At 40.9% G+C, this 15844-nt stretch carries 17 protein-coding genes; 12 read left to right on the top strand and 5 right to left on the bottom strand.

The window, feature by feature from the left end; genetic code table 11:
• Positions 1 to 266 precede the first annotated feature (266 nt).
• Positions 267 to 566, top strand: coding sequence for a hypothetical protein (locus FPQ10_RS05165; RefSeq protein WP_144161302.1), 300 nt, complete (start codon positions 267 to 269; stop codon positions 564 to 566).
• Here the strand turns inward: FPQ10_RS05165 and FPQ10_RS05160 are convergent.
• Positions 563 to 1009 carry a hypothetical protein gene (locus FPQ10_RS05160; RefSeq protein ID WP_144161299.1) on the bottom strand — a complete coding sequence of 149 codons (447 nt, stop codon included), beginning with the start codon at positions 1007 to 1009 and terminating at the stop codon, positions 563 to 565. The genes FPQ10_RS05165 and FPQ10_RS05160 overlap by 4 nt on opposite strands.
• 18 nt (positions 1010 to 1027) lie before the next feature.
• A complete protein-coding gene (locus tag FPQ10_RS05155) occupies positions 1028 to 1315 on the bottom strand; it encodes a HesB/YadR/YfhF family protein (protein WP_144161296.1) in 288 nt (95 codons plus the stop codon).
• Between the two features lie 126 nt (positions 1316 to 1441).
• Between FPQ10_RS05155 and rarD the strand changes: the two genes are divergently transcribed.
• Positions 1442 to 2356 (top strand): EamA family transporter RarD, encoded by a 915-nt coding sequence (gene rarD, locus FPQ10_RS05150; protein WP_144161293.1) that lies wholly within the window; start codon positions 1442 to 1444, stop codon positions 2354 to 2356.
• A 584-nt stretch (positions 2357 to 2940) separates the two neighbouring features.
• Complete coding sequence (gene megL / locus FPQ10_RS05145) at positions 2941 to 4137, top strand: methionine gamma-lyase (protein WP_144161290.1); 1197 nt, start codon at positions 2941 to 2943, stop codon at positions 4135 to 4137.
• 74 nt (positions 4138 to 4211) lie between these two features.
• Here the strand turns inward: megL and FPQ10_RS05140 are convergent, their stop codons facing one another.
• Both FPQ10_RS05140 and FPQ10_RS13435 read right to left on the bottom strand, forming a co-directional pair.
• Positions 4212 to 4442, bottom strand: coding sequence for a hypothetical protein (locus FPQ10_RS05140; protein ID WP_144161287.1), 231 nt, complete (start codon positions 4440 to 4442; stop codon positions 4212 to 4214).
• A gap of 29 nt (positions 4443 to 4471) precedes the next feature.
• Entirely contained in the window at positions 4472 to 5107 is a 636-nt protein-coding gene (locus tag FPQ10_RS13435; RefSeq protein WP_304503033.1) for a lytic transglycosylase domain-containing protein, read from the bottom strand.
• Positions 5108 to 5281: 174 nt separating this feature from the next.
• Between FPQ10_RS13435 and kynU the strand changes: the two genes are divergently transcribed.
• The gene (gene kynU / locus FPQ10_RS05130) at positions 5282 to 6559 is read left to right on the top strand and encodes a kynureninase (RefSeq protein ID WP_144161284.1); all 1278 of its coding nucleotides are present in this window, start codon (positions 5282 to 5284) and stop codon (positions 6557 to 6559) included.
• A 31-nt stretch (positions 6560 to 6590) separates the two neighbouring features.
• The gene (gene kynB / locus FPQ10_RS05125) at positions 6591 to 7217 is read left to right on the top strand and encodes an arylformamidase (protein ID WP_144161281.1); all 627 of its coding nucleotides are present in this window, start codon (positions 6591 to 6593) and stop codon (positions 7215 to 7217) included.
• Here kynB and kynA read toward each other — a convergent pair.
• Complete coding sequence (gene kynA / locus FPQ10_RS05120; protein ID WP_144161278.1) at positions 7212 to 8039, bottom strand: tryptophan 2,3-dioxygenase; 828 nt, start codon at positions 8037 to 8039, stop codon at positions 7212 to 7214. The genes kynB and kynA overlap by 6 nt on opposite strands.
• Positions 8040 to 8175: 136 nt before the next feature.
• Between kynA and cysK the strand changes: the two genes are divergently transcribed.
• The 7 genes from cysK (at position 8176) to thiD (ending at position 15789) form a co-directional block, all read left to right on the top strand.
• Positions 8176 to 9105: a cysteine synthase A gene (cysK, locus tag FPQ10_RS05115; protein ID WP_144161275.1), complete on the top strand. Its 930-nt coding sequence runs from the start codon at positions 8176 to 8178 to the stop codon at positions 9103 to 9105.
• A 166-nt stretch (positions 9106 to 9271) separates the two neighbouring features.
• Positions 9272 to 10525 (top strand): MFS transporter, encoded by a 1254-nt coding sequence (locus FPQ10_RS05110; RefSeq protein ID WP_304503032.1) that lies wholly within the window; start codon positions 9272 to 9274, stop codon positions 10523 to 10525.
• 414 nt (positions 10526 to 10939) lie between these two features.
• Complete coding sequence (locus tag FPQ10_RS05105) at positions 10940 to 11941, top strand: PstS family phosphate ABC transporter substrate-binding protein (protein WP_144161272.1); 1002 nt, start codon at positions 10940 to 10942, stop codon at positions 11939 to 11941.
• 110 nt (positions 11942 to 12051) lie between these two features.
• Positions 12052 to 13008 (top strand): phosphate ABC transporter permease subunit PstC, encoded by a 957-nt coding sequence (gene pstC / locus FPQ10_RS05100; RefSeq protein ID WP_186278544.1) that lies wholly within the window; start codon positions 12052 to 12054, stop codon positions 13006 to 13008.
• A gap of 1 nt (position 13009) precedes the next feature.
• Positions 13010 to 13894: a phosphate ABC transporter permease PstA gene (gene pstA / locus FPQ10_RS05095; RefSeq protein WP_144161269.1), complete on the top strand. Its 885-nt coding sequence runs from the start codon at positions 13010 to 13012 to the stop codon at positions 13892 to 13894.
• Between the two features lie 15 nt (positions 13895 to 13909).
• On the top strand, positions 13910 to 14740 hold the full coding sequence (gene pstB / locus FPQ10_RS05090; RefSeq protein WP_144161266.1) for a phosphate ABC transporter ATP-binding protein PstB: 831 nt from the start codon (positions 13910 to 13912) through the stop codon (positions 14738 to 14740).
• Positions 14741 to 14997: 257 nt separating this feature from the next.
• Positions 14998 to 15789 carry a bifunctional hydroxymethylpyrimidine kinase/phosphomethylpyrimidine kinase gene (thiD, locus tag FPQ10_RS05085; protein WP_144161263.1) on the top strand — a complete coding sequence of 264 codons (792 nt, stop codon included), beginning with the start codon at positions 14998 to 15000 and terminating at the stop codon, positions 15787 to 15789.
• Positions 15790 to 15844 lie beyond the last annotated feature (55 nt).

The following is a 15844-nucleotide window of genomic DNA, read 5'->3' as shown; positions in this document are numbered from 1 at the left end:
TCTATTTTACCACAATATGTGGTGAAACACCTAATAATCAAAATTATTTTTTTATGTGAAAAGACAAACCTATTAAAAGTGTTATCTAATTATTGCTCTTGTATGCTCCTTTCCCGCATTTTGAAGCTTTTAACACTTATCAATTCATAGCGAGAAGACAAAACACAAAAAAGACCCGCCAATTGACGAGTAATTTTTAGCTGCGTATTGAATCGATAGCATCCATTTGCCCTTTTGCGGATTGAGCTTTTCAACATGGTATGGTTATGGAGCGTATTGGTCTGCTAGTTTGGCGGCTTAATTCGATTGTCGAGCGGCTGCAGTCGTTTATTGAGCGGCTCCAATCGTTCGTCGAGCGGTTGCAGACGTTTATTGAGCGGCTCCAATCGTTCGTCGAGCGGCTGCAATCGTTTGTTGAGCGGTTCCAAACGTTTGTCGAGCGGCTGCAGTCGTTTGTCGAGCGGCTCCAAACGTTTGTCGAGCGGTTCCTCGTGACTATTAGATCGGGATGGATGAGTTATTGCACAGTCGCCAGATGTCCACCACTTTCATCATATATTTTTTAGGACTCCTTCATTTCTGTCAATAACGGATAGACAGCTTCAACGCCATTCTCGGCAATCCGACAAGCAATGCCTAATGGTGTTTCCCAAAATGATTCTGGGATGACTGGATTTTTTAGTGCTGCAGGTTGAAAAAGTGATTGGTATACTCGTTGGAGATGTTTCCTTGTAACTTGACGTTCGACTTCCATCTCACCACGGGCAATCAAGAACAAATATCGCATCGATTGAAAAATATTATCTCCCGGCATAAAGGTAAATTCTTTAAAGAGATATAATTGCCTCTCTGCTTTCTCGGAGATCGCTTGGTTGATCGCCAAGTCATCCAGCCGTTCGTACAGTTGGCGATGGAGCATTTTAAATACACGGCGTTTTTCTTGCTGCATCACTTGATCGTCATATACCTCTTTCAAGAAATCGAATGCTTCTTCTCTCGTCCACTCCACCTTTTTACCCCTCTCTGTTCAGTCTTCTTTCTTTTTAAAATGTACCTCGTCGTCTTTGATGACCACTTCTAGATCGAATCCATCGAAAAACCAAGCGTCTTTTTGATCCACTTGAAATGTAATATCTTTTTTTTCAATGCTTGCTTCTGGTGTAGGAGCGGTTTCTAAGCTCATACCGACTGTGAAACCTTGTTGAAACGTACTATCCCCTCCGTATTTCGGGAAGAAACGCACTTGGTCTCCTGCTTCTAAGTCCATTTCTTCTATTAGCCAATCAACTGCTTCATCGGTCACATAAATTTTCATGGGTTAGCCTCCTTACTATATTCAGTGTATCGAATGTTCCCTCTAGTCACAACAAAATAACGTATTGAAAAATTCAATCAATTATTTTAAAATTACTTTAAATTGATAAAGTGAGGAAGAACAGAGATGAATGAAGAAAAAATAGGTATCATATACGGATTTTCTGCATATTTGATATGGGGGTTTCTTCCTCTCTATTGGAAGTTGGTCGAATCTGTACCTGCATGGGAAGTTTTAGCTCACCGGGTGATCTGGTCGTTTGTCTTTATGCTTTTTTTCATTTTGGTCATTCGACGTTGGCAGCTCTTCATGGAAGAGTGCAAATATGTTTTTTCTTATTGGAAAAGATGGCTTGGCCTTTTAGCCGCTTCAATTTTAATTAGTTTAAATTGGGTGACCTATATTTGGGCAGTCAATGCAGGGCATGTATTGGATGCGAGTCTTGGCTATTATATCAACCCGCTTCTCAATGTCGTTTTAGGTATTCTTTTTTTACAAGAAAAGTTCACACCATTACAGTGGATGGCGGTATTTTCCGCGTTTATCGGTGTAAGCTTCATGACGTTTCACTTTGGTTCTGTCCCATGGGTCGCACTCGTTCTTGCCATGACTTTCGGACTTTATGGATTGTTGAAGAAAGTCGCTGATTTGAACCCTATTTTTGCGTTAGGGATTGAAACAATGTTTATCACTCCGATCGCTCTCATTTATCTTTCTGTGATCGAATGGAATGGCACAGGCTCTTTATCTTTGGATTTGGTAGGGGTCTTTTTAATTGGTACAGGTGCCATCACAGCGATTCCATTATTATTGTTTGCTCAAGGTGCCAAACGAATTCCTTTATCGCTAATCGGCTTTCTGCAATACATCGCACCGACGATCATGTTGTTAATCGGTGTATTTTTGCTCAATGAATCCTTTACATATGTTCACGCTGTAACGTTTTTATTCATTTGGGTTGGTTTAATTCTTTATACGTATGAACGTTACCGAGGAAAGCGCCATCCAAAACCATTAACCACTACTCAATTGCAAGACTAATTATATACGTAAATGCGAATAATTTTGTGGCGATGTCGCTACATTTCTGTGAGAGGCTGGGACAAAATCTTTAAAGTTGACTCAGATACGAACATTCTAATTTAGCGTGGCGGAAATAACCGCTTCGGAAACATACTCCGCTTTTACCCATAGGGCATAAGGCGACATCTGCGGTAAACCGCAGTGTCTTCTATATCGCGGGCAGCTGTTGAGCCTCCTCGTGCTTCGCACTGCGGGGTCTCACCTAGGCTTTTGCTCCCGCAGAAGTCTCCGTATATTTCCTACGCTAAGTTAGATTTTTTTTCGTGTTTCGGAGTTTATAACTTTGATTTGTCCCAGCCACTTAGTTTTTTTCTTCTACATTAATTTGCAGTCCTTCAACATTAAGCGGTGCTGCTTCTACATTAATCGGTAGTCCCTCAACATTAAGCGGCGCTGCTTCTACATTAATTGGAGATCCTTCAACATTTTTAAATCTCTTAACTGACCTTTTGCCGAATTCTTCTCAAAATTTAAAAAACACAAGAAAGCGCTTACAAAAATATGATATACTAGTCAAAAAGGGTTATGAGGAGGAGTTTTTCATGAAACGTAAATTTGAAACAGAAGTCATCCATCACGGATATGATTCAAAAGATTTTCTTGGTAGTTTATCAGCTCCTATTTTTCAAACATCGACGTATACATTCGAGACGGCTGAGCAAGGAGAACGTCGCTTTGCAGGTGAGGAAGACGGTTATATTTATTCAAGGCTTGGCAATCCGACGGTAAAAGTGTTAGAAGATAAAATGGCGTTACTCGAAAGTGGTGAAGCGGCCCTGGCATTTTCATCCGGGATGGCTGCGGTGTCTGCTGTATTAGTCAAGTTGACCAAAGCGAATGACCATGTGCTATGTTCGCAAGGAATATACGGTTGTACATTTGGGCTTTTGGATATGATGAATGAAAAGTATCAGATATCTTCGGATTTTATTTCTATGGAATCCGAAGAAGAAATTGAAGCAGCCATCCAACCGAATACCGCATGCATTTATATCGAAACGCCAATCAATCCGACTATGACAATCATTGACTTAGAGATGGTCGCTCGAGTAGCTAGCAAGCACGGAATACCAGTTGTTGTTGATAATACATTTTCTTCGCCTTACTTACAGCGTCCGTTGGAACTAGGTTGCGACATTGTCATTCATAGTGCCACGAAATATATTTGTGGTCATGGTGATGTGATCGCTGGAATTGTTGTCGGTAAGAAGGATTTCATGGATGATGTTGCAATGACTACACAGAAAGATATCGGAGGAGTCATTGCACCGTTCGACGCATGGTTATTATTGAGAGGGTTAAAAACATTGCCACTTCGCATGGATCGTCATTCCACTAATGCCGAAAAAGTCGTCGAAAAACTAAAAGCCCATCCAAAAGTGAAAAAAGTTTATTATCCATTTGATTCCGATAACCCTGATTCCCATATTGCCAAAAAACAAATGAGTCAGGGTGCCGGCGTCATTTCATTCGAAATTGATGGCGGTAAAAAAGAGGCACAGGCATTTTTGAATCGACTGACGTTTATGAAAATCGCTGTCAGTTTAGGCGATGCCGAAACCATTATTCAACACCCTGCAACGATGACACATTCAGTCATCCCAGAAGAAAACCGCTTGAAAATGGGAATCAGCAATTCACTGATCCGTATGTCATGCGGCTTGGAAAATTGGGAGGATATTTGGACGGATTTACAAGCAAGTTTGAATCAAGTTGGCGAAACCGTTCATTCTTCATAAATAAATCACTACGGACTCATAGTGGATCTATGGGTCCAATTTTTTGTGGATAAAGGTATTTGTTCGCATGAAGATTAGGCAATTTTTGCGAGGTTTATGTTTATTTGCGGTACTTCAGGGTTAATCCGCGGAGCTTCAGTGTTATTTTGTGAAACTTCAGCGTTAATCCGCGGAGCTTCAGCGTTATTTTGCGAGGCTTCAGTGTTAATCCGCAATGCTTCAGGGTTAATCTGTGAAGCTTCAGCGTTAATTCGCAATGCTTCAGGGTTAATCTGTGAAGCTTCAGCGGTAATAAAATACCCCAAAAAAACGTTCGCTACAGAGCGAACGTGTCTTATCCTAAAATTTTTCGGATGTACTTCTCTGTTTCTTCAAATGGTGGAACGCCATTATGGCGATCGACATTTCCAGGGCCTGCGTTATAGGCTGCGAGGGCAAGTGTGACATCTCCATCATAGCGATTCAGCATATCCTTTAAATAACGGACGCCACCTTCTATGTTTTGTTTCGGGTCAAATAAATCTGTAACGCCTAAATTTTTTGCTGTTGCTGGCATGAGTTGCATTAAGCCCGTGGCTCCTACGTGACTCACAGCATTCGGGTTGAAATTGGACTCTGCTTTAATGACACGCTTGATCAATGAGATATCGACATTAAACTTCTCTGCTGTTTGCTGGATCAGCTCATCGAATCGACTTGTTTTCTGATCGACTTCATTCACATTTTGAATCGGTGTCGTTTGATGGGTGTACGGTAATTGGCCAACTGCGAACCCAGCTTGTTGGCGAATTGGTTGATTTAAATAAAGCGATTGGTTGTTACTCGGTTGCATATATGTAGAAAAAAGTTGCTGAAATAATTGGCCGGTTGATGTGTGATTGCTCGGTTGATTAACGGTTGAAAAGTGATTCGTTCTGGAAGTTGCCTGACGATAATTCATCATCATTTCAAATAGGCGAGACTCTAGCATGGTCTTCACTACCTTTAACTGATTAATACGTTTATCATACCACAAAGTGAATCTTCATTCGCCTAGATTTTCTCATTTTTGTTTGCAAGAATTCGCATCCAATTTTCTTATTCGCTATTGCTAAGTTTTAACTGAATATATGATATATTTAATATATTAATAGGAGGTATGAAAATGGTTCAACCGACAAAAGAGTACGCCGAAAAACTAGATCAACAAGATGCATTACGAGATATGAAAAAAGAGTTTTATTTACAAGATGGACAAATTTACTTAGATGGTAATTCTCTTGGTTTAATGCCGAAACAGGCGGAAACAACATTAAACGAACTCATTAACTCATGGAAGAATTTCGGAATCGATGGCTGGTCTGAAGGGAAATACCCGTGGTTCTATCTATCTGAAAACCTAGGGGGACAAGTCGCTTCATTGGTTGGTGCTAAAGCGGAGGAAGTTATTGTCACAGGATCGACGACAACAAACTTGCATCAGCTTGTAGCAACCTTTTATCGACCAGAAGGAAAACGCACAAAAATTTTAGCAGATGAGTTGAATTTCCCTTCCGATATTTATGCCTTGCAGAGCCAGCTTTTATTGCACGGTTATGACCCTGAAGAGCATCTCATTCAAGTGAAGAGTGAAGACGGTCGTACAATTGATGAAGAAAAAATTATCGAATCGATGACCGATGAAGTCGCATTGATCATTTTACCGACAGTCCTTTATCGGAGCGGTCAGCTATTGAATATTGAAAAAGTGACTAAAGCAGCGAATGAGCGTGGAATTCCTATTGGCTGGGATGGTTGCCATTCGGTTGGCGCGATTCCACATCATTTTCATGAATGCGGCGTCGATTTTGCGTATTGGTGCCATTATAAATATGTCAACAGTGGTCCAGGAGGGGTGGCAGGTTTATTTGTTCACGAAAAACATTTGGACAAGCGCCCTGGCCTGACGGGATGGTTCGGTTCGGATAAAGACCGACAATTCGATATGGAGCATACGTTTACAAAAGCGCACACGGCAGGTGCTTACCAAATCGGAACACCGCATATTTTCAGCATCGCCCCATTGATCGGGTCTTTGCAGCTATTTGAGGAAGCCGGCGGAATTGAAAAAATTCGCGAAAAATCTTTGCAACAGACGCAATATATGATGGCGCTTGTCAACGAAAAATTAACGCCCTATGGTTTCGAGCTCGGGAATCCAGTTGAAGATGAACGTCGTGGTGGTCATATTTGTTTGGAACACCCAGAAGCCGCGAGAATAGCGAAAGCCTTAAAAGAACAAAACGTGATACCTGATTTCCGTGCACCGAACGTTCTGCGGGTTGCGCCAATAGCGTTTTACACGTCTTATGCCGATATTTACGAAGCGGTTGAACGATTGCAGTTTATTATGGAAAATGAAACATATAAAGCTTTTCCTAACGAGCGTGGAACGATTGCATAACGATTCGGATACAGTTTAGAGGAGGAATTCCATGATTATCGATATTTCTAGAAAGTTGAATGCCCATACACCGACATGGCCAGGAGACCGACCTTTTTCTTATGACCTAACATGGTCCAAGGAAGAGACTGGGTCCGTTAACGTCGGTCAAATCGCATCAAGTTGCCATACAGCAACACATGTTGATGCTCCTTTCCACTTTAATTCGCATGGAACGACAATCGATCAATTGCCACTTGAGTTGTTCATTGGAAGAGCAAAAGTTGTTGATGTTTCCACTAAATGGATAATTAAACCTGAGGATTTAGCTTTCGTCGATTTTTCACAGACGAAGCGGTTGTTGTTAAAAACCAATGCATGGTCGGACCCAGCCAGTTTTCCGAAAGAAATTCCCCAATTAGATCCGAGTTTAGGGGAATACTTGAATCGTCACGGGGTGGAATTGCTCGGTGTTGACTTGCCTTCTGTTGATCCATTAGACAGCAAAACACTCGATATGCACCATGCATTGGAAGAAAATTATATTCATATTTTAGAAGGGCTTGATTTGTCTGCAGTCGAGCCTGGCGATTACCGATTGACGGCACTGCCTCTATTCATTGAAGGTGCAGATGGAAGTCCTGTTCGTGCAATTTTAGAGACCATCGACCAATCATAGCGTCGTGCGTAAACTCCATAATTCTGGGAAGAAATAGTGATCCAGCACTTGTTTTAAATAGCCGACACCGGAAGAGCCGCCTGTTCCTTTTTTATGGCCGATGATCCGTTCAACGGTTTTCATATGTCGGAAACGCCATTGTTGAAAGGCATCTTCAATATCGACTAATTTTTCGGCCAGCTGGTAGAGGTTCCAGTAACGATCCGTGTCGCGGTATACTTCTTCCCACGCTTTCTGAACACTTTCATTAACTTCATATGAATTTCTGACATCTCGAGTCAATACTTCCTCGTCGATATCAAAGCCTTCTTTTTCCAATGCTTTAATACTGACATCATAAAGACCTGGTGCTTCATAAGCTTTTAGCAAAGTCTCATGGAGTTCTGGGTCTTTTTCATAGATCTTTAACACATGTTTGGTTTTATAACCGAGCGCAAATTCAAGCATACGATACTGATAAGATTGAAAACCGGAAGCTTGACCAAGATAATCACGAAACTCCATATATTCAGAAGGCGTCATTGTGGCCAGAACATCCCATGCTTGGATAATCTGCCGTTGAATAGAGGAAACGCGCGCCAGCATCTTAAACGATGGCTGGTAAGCTTCTCGTTGAATCGCCTCAATCGCTGCATTTACTTCGTGAAGAGCCAACTTCATCCACAGTTCGCTCACTTGATGGATCACGATAAAAAGCATTTCATCATGGTGGTCAGATAAACGGTTCTGACTCGTCAAAATAGAATCCAAGGATAAATATTCACCATATGTCATTCGTTTTTTAAAATCCGTATGAATGTTTTTTTCATTTTCAAACACCATATCATTCGCCTCCTTCTCCTGTTTATTTTATCATACTGTATAAGAAGAATATTATCGGTTCAATCAGTTGAATTATAATAAAATCTATTGGTAAACTAGGATTAAAGCTTATCAAAAGAAAAGGAAGTGAATCAGCATGCGTGTCGTGAATAATATTGCCGATTTAATCGGAGACACACCGCTTGTCAAGTTGAATAAATTAAGTCCTGCAAATGGTGCAGATGTTTACGTGAAGTTGGAATTGTTTAATCCAAGTGGAAGTGTAAAAGACCGAGCAGCTTTTAATATGATTCTTGAAGCAGAAAAAGCCGGGCATTTAAAAGAAGGTTCAACAATCATCGAACCGACGAGCGGAAACACCGGTATCGGACTTGCGATGAACGCCGCAGCGCGTGGTTACAAAGCGATTTTGACAATGCCAGATACGATGACAAAAGAGCGAATCAATTTACTAAAAGCATATGGTGCAGAAGTTGTTTTGACACCGGGTGATGAAAAAATGCCAGGCGCGATTGAAAAAGCGAAGCAACTCGTTCAGGAAACACCGAATAGCTTTATGCCAATGCAATTTGAAAATGAAGCGAACTCAGATGCTCACCGAACAACAACAGCTGTAGAAATTCAAGAAGCAATGGAACAGCTAGGTAAGCCTCTTTCCGCTTTCGTTTGTACATCTGGAACAGGTGGGACAGTCACCGGAACAGGCGAGGAGTTGAAGAAAATGTTCTCCGATGTAACCGTTCATATCGCTGAGCCTGCTGGTTCCCCTGTATTGACCGGTGGAAAGCCAGGAAAGCATAAATTAGTCGGAACAAGCCCAGGATTCATTCCACCTATTTTAAACGAAGAGATTTACGATGAGATTATGTTGATTGAAGACGACCAAGCGTACGATACGACACGTCGTCTAGCAAGCGAAGAAGGAATTTTAGTTGGGCCTTCCTCCGGTGCTTCTGTCTATACTGCAATTGAAGTAGCCAAACGAAGAGAACCTGGTGAAGTTGTTGTTTGCATAGCCCCTGATACGGGTGAACGTTATCTTTCAGGTGATTTATTCGATTTTTAATCCAAACTTAAAATATAGAAAATGCCTCTCAGTAAACAACTTACTGGGAGGTTTTCTCATTTCTTAATAAAATTAAGCAAATCAATCGACTCAGATTCCAATGTTTGCTACTATTTAGGTAGTCGAAAGAAACGGAACTCGAAATAAATTGAAAGAAGGATGTACATTGGATCAAGACAAACAAGCAAAACGGAATTTGGCGATCATGTGGTTCGCCAATTTTTTTATTGCTGGTAGCATGACAATGGTAATGCCGTTTTTATCTCTTTATATAGAGACATTCGGTACCTTCTCAGAAACCTATGTCCGTAATTGGTCTGGTTGGGTGTTTGCCATTACATTTCTAACCGCATTTGCCTTCTCCCCTTTTTGGGGCAGATTCGGCGACAAATTTGGCAGAAAGCCAATTTTAGCCATTATGGGGTTCGGACTCGCCGGAAGTATATTTTTGATGGGAATTGTTGATTCAGTTCTCCAACTGTTCATCCTGCGATTTTTTATGGGGGTTTTTGCAGGTTTCATATCCACATCCCAAGCATTAATTGCTACTCAAACTCCGAAGAACATCTCTGGTCGTGTATTAGGTACGCTTCAAACAGGGAACGTCACAGGAACATTGATGGGACCACTACTTGGTGGCATGCTTGCCGATACAGTCGGTTTCTCACAGGCCTTCATGATTACTGCTCTCATCATGTTAATTTCCGGCTTTCTCGTAACATTCGGTGTGAAAGAACAACGTGTTGAAGATGAAGAGTCCACAAAAACATCTTATACAAAAAAAGAAGTGCTTCAGCACATCTTCAGCAAACCGATGTTGATTATGGTCATCGTCATCTCCATGTTCATTCAAATCGCCCACTTTTCTGTCCAGCCAATTTTAGCACTGTATGTGAGTGAATTGAATGGACCAGCGAATTTGGCCTTTATCTCGGGGATTGCCTTTTCCATCACCGGGCTCGGCAATTTGCTGATGACGAGAAAATGGGGAATGATTGCTGACAAAGTCGGCTACGAAAAGATCATTATTCTGTTACTCGTGTTAGCTGGAATCGTTTATTTGCCAGGCGCATTTGTCACAAGTGTTTGGCAACTCGTCATAATTCGGTTTTTACTCGGTGTTACTTTAGGTGGAATCATGCCTGTTCGAATGGCCTATATTCGACAAGCTGCACCAGTTGCCATCCAAGGAGAAGTTCTTGGTTATAGCACAAGTCTCCGCTTCCTCGGAAACGTAATCGGTCCAGTGCTCGGTGGTGTTGTCGCCGGCTTTTACGGCATCAGCTTTGTATTTATCATTACGAGTTCTCTTCTCGTTCTGAGTGGATTGGCTTTACTATTCACGAAGTGGAAAGAAAGCGAAGCAAATTCTAAAAGTACTGTTCGAGCAAGCACAAGACTTCGTAACCAAAATAATTAATCACTCACAGATAGCTCCACCCCTATATCGGGGGTGGAGCTTTTTGCGATTGAAATTCCCCTTCCCGGCTTAAGACACGCTATCAAACACGGAAGCTCTGTTTTTTCCAATCCTTCCGTCATTGAGGCACCTATCAAACACGGAATCTCCCAATTCTTGTGACCTTCCCTCCTCGAGAAGCCATATCGATCACAATAGCATACGATTTCTCCAAAATTTCTACAAATCTTCTATGAAAAAAGTAGAAAATACTAAAGAGTCAACCCTCCAAAATCATGCTCCATCCCCCGTCATGAAAAGGATTTACAAACTCTTAACAATTTCTTTACATGAACTTTACAGACATTTCTAAGAATACGAACTATGATGAATTTGTAAGACGAATAAAACATATCCAGAGGGGGAGTTTTACAAATGAAGAAATCACTCAAGTATTTTATTTTGTCAGGATTGGTATTGTTGCTTGTTGCATTAGCAGCTTGCGCTAGTGAATCAGAAGAAGAAAGTGCCGCTGAAGAGGTTGACACGTCAGGATCTTCAGAAAAAGAATCAGCTACAAACGAAGACCTTGAAGGTAGCGTTGTCGTTGATGGTTCAGGTACGGTTTATCCCTTAATGGCCTTACTTGCAGAAAACTACATGACGAACGAACAGCAAGGCGTTTCCGTTGAAGTAGGACGCGCAGGAACAAGTGCAGGTTTTGAGAAATTTTTAATTGAAGATGGAACAGATTTCAACGATGCATCTCGTCAAATCAAACCTGAAGAAAAAGAGAAAGCAGATGAGTTAACTATTGAAGTGAAAGAATTGAAAGTCGCTTTAGATGGTTTGACTATTGTCACACACCCCGAAAATGATTGGGCAACCGAACTTACAGAGCAACAAGTCATCGACATTTTCTTAAAGGATGGCGGTATTGAAACATGGTCTGATGTTAACGCTGATTGGCCAGAAGAAAAAATCCAAACATATGGACCGAACGAAAACCATGGAACTTATGAATTCTTCTATGAAGAAATTATGGGTGAGCAAGATTTAAGAGATGATGTCAATTTACAACAAGAATATTCTCAGTTAGTTAACTTAATCTCTGAAGACAAAAACGGAATTGGATTTTTCGGTTTTGGTTACTATGACAACAACAAAGATCAAGTACAAGCTGTCAGTATTGACTTTGGTGACGGCCCAGTAGAACCGTCATTAGAGACGATTGATGAAAATGGTGATTATGCAGGGTTTACTCGTCCGGTGTTCACCTATTTGAACATGAACCATGCAAAAGAGAAACCGCAAGTACTAGACTATGCAATCTACGTGATGAACACGGTAAACGATGTAGCAGGCGAAGCTGGCTTTGCTCCGATTCCGGATGAAGAAGCTGAACAACTAAAGTCTGAATTGGAACAGCTAAAGTAGAAGAACCTTAACTGATTAATAAATTGTTTTACCCCCATTGATTGAACGATGAGAGGCAACCATTCGCTCTCATCGTTCCCATTTTTCTTTACGATTGGAGGTTCATCATCATGACGACAAAAAATGTGTCCGTTAGCAGTGCAAATCTTTCAACGAAACAATTAATAAATGAAAAAAAGTCGGCGACTTCAATGAAAAATGTTTTTGAAAAGATTGTTCCCGTCATTTTATTTTTATTCGCAGCCGTTTCCGTGCTAACGACAATTGCCATCTTGTATACACTTATCACAGAAGCTGTCCAGTTCTTTCAACGCGTTTCGTTCACGGAATTTTTTACGAGTACGGATCTTAAACCGTTAAGTCAAAACCCATCCTTTGGGTTGTTACCATTATTAAGCGGTACGCTCTTGTCCACGATGATTGCCATGATTGTTGCGGGACCTATTGGATTGATGGCTGCAATCTATTTAAGCGAATATGCGAGTGAACGCCTCCGTAGATTATTAAAACCGATGCTTGAATTATTGGCTGGCATTCCGACTATTGTTTACGGTTTTTTTGCCTTTACCTTCGTCACTCCATTACTACGATCCATTTGGCCAGAAATCGAATTAACGAATATTCTAAGTCCTGGTATCGTCATGGGAATTATGATTATTCCAATGGTTGCTTCGTTATCAGAAGATGCCATGACCTCTGTTCCGAACACAATGCGAGAAGGCGCCTATGCACTAGGGGCAACGAAATTAGAAACAGCAATCAAAGTCGTCATACCTGCAGCTATTTCAGGAATTACCGCTTCATTTGTCTTAGCAATCTCAAGAGCAATCGGTGAAACGATGATTGTAACGATTGCCAGTGGTAGTACGAAAAACTTCTCTTTGGACGTTACTGAATCGATGCAAACGATGACCGCATATATTGTTGAAGTTTCCAGTGGAGATGCCGCAGCAGGAACGACAGTTTATTACAGTATTTATGCAGTTGCTCTGACGCTATTTACGATGACATTTTTAATGAATTTACTTGCCAAAAAAATAGCCCGTCGTTTCAGGGAGGAATATTAATATGCAATATATCGAACGTTCACAAGTAAAAAAAAGAATGAATTTTCGACTTAGACTCAACAATGTTCTCAAATATGTTTTCCTTGGAGCTACTCTTTTCGGCTTAGTCGTACTGGCAATTCTGTTAACTCGTACTGTTCTTCAAGGCTTCGCTTGGATTGATTGGAATTTCTTAACGGGACATTTATCTATGGATCCTGAAAAAGCAGGAATCATGGGAGCGATACTCGGAACGTTTTGGTTGATGCTTGTCGTTATCATTTTCACACTGTTTCTCGGTATGGGTGCTGCAATTTATCTTGAACTATATGCGACGAAAGGGCGAGTTCATTCCTTCATCCAAACGAACATTGCCAATCTAGCAGGTGTTCCGTCTATCGTTTATGGAATTCTCGGATTAACCGTATTTGTTCGCTTCATGGATTTTGGCAGTACAGTATTAGCTGGCGGTTTGACCTTATCCTTGCTCGTTTTACCAATTGTCATCGTCTCTTCTCAGGAGGCATTGCGTGCGGTTCCCCCAACTCTTGGCGAAGCATCGTATGGATTAGGGGCTAGCAAATGGCAAACCATTAAAAACATTATTCTGCCAACCGCTTTGCCGAGCATTTTAACAGGTTCGATCCTTGCTTTATCACGTGCAATCGGAGAAACAGCACCACTTGTCGTGTTAGGTATTCCAGCACTATTGATTCCATTCCCAGGTGGAATTATGGACCGGTTTACAGCATTGCCGATGCAGATCTATTACTGGACATTGGATGCAGCTCTCGTTGAAGAATACGCGAATTTAGCTGCTGCCTCAATCATCATCTTATTGTTGATGTTATTCATCCTGAATTCATTAGCGATTTACATTCGTAATAAATTCCAACATCGTTTTTAGAAAGGAGATTATTGTATGGCTATACAAACACAATTATATGCTGTTCCAGAGATTGAAAAGAAAGATTCTGACGGGCAAATTGAATTGGAAAATGAAAAGATTTTTGAAACAAAGTCTTTAAACTTATGGTATGGAGAAACGCAAGCATTAAAAAATATTGATCTTGAGATTCCAGAGAAAAGCATTACAGCGATTATTGGTCCGTCAGGCTGCGGAAAGTCAACATTCATTAAAACATTAAATCGAATGGTTGAGCTTATCCCCTCTGTTGAAACAAAAGGCGATATTCACTATAAAGGAAGTAATATTTTAAGTAGTGACTATTCAGCTGAAGCTTTACGTACGGATGTTGGCATGGTATTTCAGAAACCAAACCCTTTCCCGAAATCAATTTATGATAATGTTGCGTATGGGCCACGCATTCACGGAATTAAGAAGAAAAGCATTCTCGATGACATTGTCGAAAAAAGCCTTAAAGATGCATTCATTTGGGATGAAGTAAAAAATCGGTTAAAGGAAAATGCATTCGGGTTATCCGGCGGACAGCAACAACGATTATGTATTGCTCGATGCCTTGCCATCGAACCTGAAGTCATTTTAATGGATGAACCTACATCTGCGCTTGACCCAATTTCAACAACAAAAGTGGAAGAACTCATCCAATCATTAAAAAAGCAATATACCATCGTCATTGTCACACATAATATGCAGCAAGCAGCTCGGATTTCTGATCAAACAGCCTTCTTCTTAAATGGTGAAGTTGTCGAATTTGGTAAAACCGAAAAGCTATTTACTGAACCTAAAGATTCCCGAACAAAGGATTATATCAACGGCCGATTCGGATAACTCCCAACAAAGGATATTTTTCATTCGCTCATGAAGCATTGCTTTATGGGCATTTTGCATTGCAATCAACTTTAAGTTAGAGGGTACATTTTTTCCGTATCATCTATTTGTCAATATAAAGTGAAACGTGTAAAATAATATTATTCGTTAGTTAAGCATCAATTTTTCAGACTTAGAAAATGATACGTTAACCGATTAATTCGTCATTTTTCCCGTCTGTAGAAATCTAGCTACACATACCAAGGGGGAAGAACGAAATGAAAAAAGTTTTAATTATGGCTGGATCCGATACAAGTGGCGGTGCAGGTATTCAAGCAGACCTGAAAACAATGGAAGAACTAGGTGTGTATGGGATGACCGCTTTGACAACAATGGTTGCGCAAAATCCTGAAAACTGGGCGCACGATGTCTATCCGATTGAGATTGACACTGTAAAAGCACAGCTTCGCACGATCTTGGATGGTGTTGGTGTGGACCTAATGAAAACAGGGATGATTCCAACAACTGAGTCCATTCAATTGGCAGCAGATACCATCGATAAATATAATCTTGAAGCTGTGGTTGATCCTGTCTTAGCTTGTAAAGGCGTCGATGAACCCGTCCATCCAGAGAATGCGGTTGCTTTACGGGAGATCCTTGTTCCAAAAGCCACCATTACAACACCGAATCTTTTCGAAGCTAGTCAATTGACAGAAATGCCTTTATTGAAAACGGTTGATGATATGAAGGAAGCAGCCAAGAAAATTCATGATCTTGGCGCCAAAAATGTTGTCATTAAAGGTGGCTCGGATGTAGACGAAAACAAAGCTATTGATGTTTTTTACGACGGCAATGAACTCATTGTGTTAGAGGGCGAAGTCATTAAGCCTTGTTATACACACGGTGCAGGCTGTACTTTTGCCTCTGCCATAGCCGGCTCTTATGTGAACGGCAAGTCTCCGCTTGAAGCTGTTGAGTTTGCAAAACAATTCGTTTATCACGCGATCAATGGTGCAGAAAAACTGAATGAGTACGTCGGTTCTGTTAAACAATACGCAAACCGTAAATAATATGACGAACTGTTCTTAAATGAAAACATTTAAGGGCAGTTTTTTTATGAATAAT

This window comes from Allobacillus sp. SKP2-8, from assembly GCF_007559355.1.
Classification (GTDB): domain Bacteria; phylum Bacillota; class Bacilli; order Bacillales; family Alkalibacillaceae; genus Allobacillus; species Allobacillus halotolerans.
The sequence above is the reverse complement of the archived record's forward strand: the minus strand, read 5'-3'. Positions and strand labels throughout refer to the sequence as shown.